General features: G+C 60.5%; 4 protein-coding genes and 1 pseudogene. All 5 read right to left on the bottom strand.

Annotated features, from left to right (window positions below; translation table 11 throughout):
- On the bottom strand, positions 1 to 483 hold a 483-nt coding region (locus ACHFFR_RS08580), incomplete at its 3' end, for a gluconate permease (RefSeq protein WP_394263848.1).
- A 21-nt stretch (positions 484 to 504) separates the two neighbouring features.
- Positions 505 to 1,392 (bottom strand): annotated as a pseudogene (locus ACHFFR_RS08575) (NAD(P)-dependent oxidoreductase); the annotation flags it as partial.
- A 69-nt stretch (positions 1,393 to 1,461) separates the two neighbouring features.
- Positions 1,462 to 2,895: a four-carbon acid sugar kinase family protein gene (locus ACHFFR_RS08570; protein ID WP_394263847.1), complete on the bottom strand. Its 1,434-nt coding sequence runs from the start codon at positions 2,893 to 2,895 to the stop codon at positions 1,462 to 1,464.
- 110 nt (positions 2,896 to 3,005) lie between these two features.
- Positions 3,006 to 3,692, bottom strand: a complete 687-nt coding sequence (locus ACHFFR_RS08565) for a FadR/GntR family transcriptional regulator (RefSeq protein WP_394263846.1) — start codon at positions 3,690 to 3,692, stop codon at positions 3,006 to 3,008.
- Between the two features lie 97 nt (positions 3,693 to 3,789).
- Positions 3,790 to 4,276 (bottom strand): Bax inhibitor-1/YccA family protein (locus ACHFFR_RS08560; RefSeq protein ID WP_394263845.1); only part of this gene is annotated, 487 nt, incomplete at its 5' end.

Below are 4,276 nucleotides of genomic sequence, written 5' to 3'. Positions count from 1 at the left end.
ATGTGGCGGGAGCGCCACATGCACGGTCAGGAGCGCACCGGCAACCGGTAGCCCAATTTTCAGCGGGTTAATGTTAGCAACCCGTGCGAAGCCAAAGATGATCGGCGCCAAGATAATGAAGCCGACGTCAAAGAAGATCGGAATTCCAACGACGAACGCCGCCGCGGTCACGGCCGCGATCACGTGTTTCTCGCCGAGTGCCCTCGTAAAAGAGTGCGCGAGCGCATCCGCACCGCCAGCCACTTCGATTACTCGACCCAGCATCGCTCCGAGGCCGACCACGATCATGACCGACCCGAGAGTGTTACCCATACCCTCCTGCATGACGGGAACGACGTTTTCGATCGGAATCCCAGTCGCGAGCGCAGTTCCAACTGCAACAAGAAGCAACGAGACGAATGCTGACATCTTGACCTTGATGACCAAGAAGAGCAGGACGACAATAGCGCCAATCGCTATCCCCAGTAATGTTCCGGTTCCCATAATTCAACCCTTTCGGTGCGCTTAGGCGCGAGTATCGGGAGCGATGACGTTGACGACCGACGAGTCGTCCATCGCGGCCTGACCGTTTGCCAAACCCAAGAGATATTCCTGTTCGGCAGCGGCAGCGACCGGCACGGCGATGCCAACGGACTTGGCGGCGTCCGTAACAATCCCCATGTCTTTGACGAAAATATCTAGGCGAGACTTCACCTCAGCGGTCTCACCGTTGTACGCCTGGATTGCCCGCGGACCGCGGTCGCCGAGCATGAACGATTCCGCCGCACCCGACATCAGCGCCTTGAGCGCGACCTCTTGGTCGAGTCCCAATTTGCCGGCGAGAGCGAGCGCTTCTGCGGCAGCGGCAATGTGAACGCCACACAGTAGCTGGTTGACGGTCTTCATGCTCTGACCCTTGCCCGGCTCCTTGCCAACCCATACGAGGGTGGAGGCCAAGGCGTCCAGCACGGGCTTGGCGAAGTGGTACTCCTCCTCGTAGGCGCCAACGGTGACCAGCAGGTCACCTTTTCCGGCTCGCACAGGCCCACCCGACACGGGCGCATCGATGAGGCCGATTCCCTGCTCTTTGAGCTGTGCGGCAATTTCTTGAACCGCGACGATCCCGATGGTGGAGGTGAGCAGTATTGCGGAGCCTGTCTTCATGACCGGCGCCACCCCAGCCTCGCCATACAACATGTCGTCGAGTTGTTCGCGGCTCCGCACGGCGACGAGGACGACGTCGGCATCACTGCACGCTTCGCGCGCGGATACCGTCTTGGACACCCCTCGCTCGGCCGCAAGATCCATGCGGTCGGTGGAAATGTCGTACCCGACCACATCAAACTTGTCGGCGAGCCATGTTGCCATTTCGAGGCCCATCGCACCAAGGCCTACTACTGCAATCTTCATTCTTCTCTCCTTTGAGAATTGTGAACGGTTCGATGACGCCGATCGTCACGAACCGGAATCTTTCTGTGTGTTTTACTCTGAAAGTTTGTCGACAACGTCCGCGAGCGATTCGTCGTCGCCAACATTGCCTGCAAATACGATGTACGGAATTCCAGCAGCGGGGCCGTCCTGACCCGACCACAGCGAGACGATGCCCGGGAGCATCGGACCAATCACCAGGGCCCGCCTGATCTGCAAACCCTTGGAGGCAGTATCCGACGACGTAATTCCGCCCTTCGCGACCACAAAGCGAGGCGGGTTCTCCGCGAGGATCTTCTGCACGACGTCGACGACGGCCGCCGACACCTGTCTGGAAATGTCAAGAGAGCTGTCAGCATCGTCGCCCGTGATGAGCTTTCGCGACGTGCGGACCACGACGTTACCTGAATCAAGCGCGGAAATAGCCTCCCGCGCAACCTGCTCAAGGTGGTCGGTGCGTCGCTGCGGATCCACAACCTTTGCCACATCGATTTCGAGCTCGACGGGAGAACGGCGGTGGCGGAGGTGGTCGAGCTGGCGAGTGGTAAGCCCAACATGTGAGCCGACGACGATCAGACCACCTTTTGCGAGTTCGGCTGAACCGCGCGACATCGCAATTTCTTCTACAGTGAGCGGATCATGGACGGCCTGCCCGATTCGGGCACGCACAAATGGCGGACCTACTCGATACACGAAGCGCGATCCCGAGGCCTCAGCCTCGATGAGTGCGAGGGCGAGGAGGCGAAGATCCTCCTCGGTCACGATATCGACGACGATCGCGATTCCGTTCTTGGCCGATGTCAGCTTGTCAACGGTACGTTCCTTACTTTCACGCAAAGTGGTTAGGTCGATGACGATGACGGATTCGGCGGGCATGTCTCCGCCGGTCTTTTCTTCGACCCACTCCGGCAAATTCGAGGATTCGTAGCCGAAGGTCGCATCCTTGGCGAATTCGGTCTCGCCCACGGGCACGAATCCGTCGGCCACGGAGCCCGCGTAGTGCGTGGCGTTGATGGTGATGCGGCCGGCGTCGCCGAATGCTGGCACGACGACGATGCCGTCGGCTCCCTTGCCGGTCGCGGCTTCCATCTCTTCCGAGATTGTTGCGGGCTCGAGCGGGAAGTGCCCGCGTAGCGTCGAGTCCGAGCGCGAGACGAAAGCGACGTCGGTGCCCGTCGCCTCGGCAGCGGCGAGGGCCGAGCGGACGACCTCGCGGTTGACGTGTTCGGCGTCGCGCGGTGAGAGCGAGCGCGAGTTGGTCATCACGTATACGGCAGCCTTGCCCGTGGAGTAGGCCCACTCGAAGTCTTCCTTTTCCCAACTGGTCAAGACGGGAAGATCCGCAACCGATTGGGTACCGGTGGGATCGTCGTCGAGCACGACGTAAACGGTGTTGTCCTCCGCTTGTACACGTGCCTGGCGAACAGTTTCAGCGCTAACGTGGACATCTTCCGGATAGCCCGCCAAGAGTTCTTCTAGATTTTTCATGACACCCCTTTGTGATCAGACCTCTGAGGTCTTGAATGAGGGTACGTGACTGCGCACCGCTTTGGCAAGCATTTCTCACAATTCCCCCACGGGGATTCGCCCAGCGAACGCTAAATCAGCTCGAGATCCTGTTTCGTCTGGGTCATATGAGCGCGCATCGCGTTCTTTGCGGCGCTCGCATCCCCCGCTTCGATCGCAGCAAAAATGGTTCGGTGATGCTCGCGAGCGCGCTCGCGCACCTCGGGGATCGCCGTCGTCGCACGCCGCGAACGCATAAGCGGCGACTCCAGCACAGTCATGATGGTCTGCAAGAACGGATTGGCCGAGGCCGCAACGACGTCCGAATGGAATGCGATATCTGACATGAGGGCGGCTTCGACGTCACCCGATTCGAGGGCTGCATCGAACTCGTCGAGGTGAGCGCGCATCGCCACAAGATCGGCGTCCGTGCGGTTCGCCGCCGCAAGGCCGCAGGCACCGACCTCGATCATCCGGCGAACCTCGATGAGCTGCTCACCGAGTTGGCGCGGCGCGGTTGTTTTGCCGAGCACCTCGATGATGGTGGGCAGATCCGTCCACTCGTCGATCGAGGCCACGTAGGTGCCGCGCCCGTGCACCACGCGCAGCACCCCGCGATCTTTGAGCACGCGCACGGCCTCGCGCATGGTGAGGCGGGAGATCCCAAGCTCGGCGGCTAGTTCCGCCTCGGGCGGGAGGGCTTCGCCATCCTTCAAGTCGCCGGCCGCGATGCGGTCAACGATGTCCTGCACCGCTTTAGAACTCAGGCTTTGGCTCATCTCACTCCCCCATCACAGTCTAGAGCTGTACACACTACACCTACCAAAACGGGCGGGGAACTGACCAGTGCCAGTTCCCCGCCCATTGAGTTGTGCGCTAGTTGCGCGAGTTGAGGATTGCGATGATGCGCAGAACTTCGATGTAGATCCACAGGATCGTCATGACGATGGCGATGCCCGTCGTCCATGCGAACTCCTTGGGTGCACCGTTCTCGATCGCGATGTTGATGTCCTCGAAGTCGGCGATCAACATGTAGGCGGCGACGAGAATCATGACAGCGCCGAGGACGACGCCCAGCGGGATGCCGGCGATCTCGTAGCCGCGCATGCCCCATGCCTGGTTGTCGAACACGCCGAACAGCATGAGCACGAGGTTGGCCAACGAGAAAATGAGGTAGCCAAGCATGACCGTGAGGATGATCTTGCGGCCCTTGGAAGAGGTGCGAACCGCACCCGAGTAGTGAAGCGCGTATGTGACGCCCACGATAATCGCGGTCGCCATCACCGTCTGAACTGCGATGCCAGGAATGATCTGCTCAAAAGCCGCCGTGATGGCGCCAAGCGCAATTCCTTCGAGCACCGAG

Source organism: Trueperella sp. (genome assembly GCF_043424875.1).
Classification (GTDB): Bacteria; Actinomycetota; Actinomycetes; order Actinomycetales; family Actinomycetaceae; genus Trueperella.
This window is presented reverse-complemented; position numbering and strand designations above follow the sequence as displayed.

Bases quoted from the DNA above. Each gene is read 5' to 3' on its own strand.
- ACHFFR_RS08570 (WP_394263847.1), bottom strand. From the start codon at position 2,895: ATGAAAAATCTAGAAGAACTCTTGGCGGGCTATCCGGAAGATGTCCAC.
- ACHFFR_RS08565 (WP_394263846.1), bottom strand. From the start codon at position 3,692: ATGAGCCAAAGCCTGAGTTCTAAAGCGGTGCAGGACATCGTTGACCGC.